The sequence below is a fragment of the Aeromonas eucrenophila genome, from assembly GCF_000819865.1.
GTDB lineage: Bacteria > Pseudomonadota > Gammaproteobacteria > Enterobacterales > Aeromonadaceae > Aeromonas > Aeromonas eucrenophila.
Genome location: NZ_CDDF01000017.1, coordinates 354,983 through 355,337, shown reverse-complemented (window position 1 = coordinate 355,337; position 355 = coordinate 354,983). Strand labels below are relative to the sequence as shown.

General features: G+C 64.8%; 1 protein-coding gene. It reads left to right on the top strand.

Annotated features, from left to right (window positions below; all coding sequences use genetic code 11):
• Positions 1–355: VCBS domain-containing protein (locus BN1124_RS18695; protein ID WP_042644373.1), on the top strand; the 355-nt coding region annotated here is incomplete at both ends.

Sequence of the window (355 nt, the reverse complement as noted above, 5' to 3'; positions counted from 1 at the left end):
CCCTGAAGGTGACCGGTATCCTGAACGGCACCACAGGGACGGCGACCACCGTCAACGCCAGCGGCGACACAGTGCTGACCAACAGCTACGGCACCCTGACCATCCGTGCCGATGGCAGCTACAGCTTCAACGCCAACGGGGCGGATGCGCAGAAACTGGCGGCGGGCCAGACTGCCGGGGTGGTGTTTACCTACACCGCGACCGACGGCACCGTGAGCCAGACCAGCACCCTGACCATCACCATCACCGGCGCCAACGATGCACCTGTGCTGCAGGCTGATGTGGGGGCGGTCAACGAAGACGCCATCCTGACCATGAATGCGGCCAGCGGGGTGCTGTCCAACGACAGCGATGT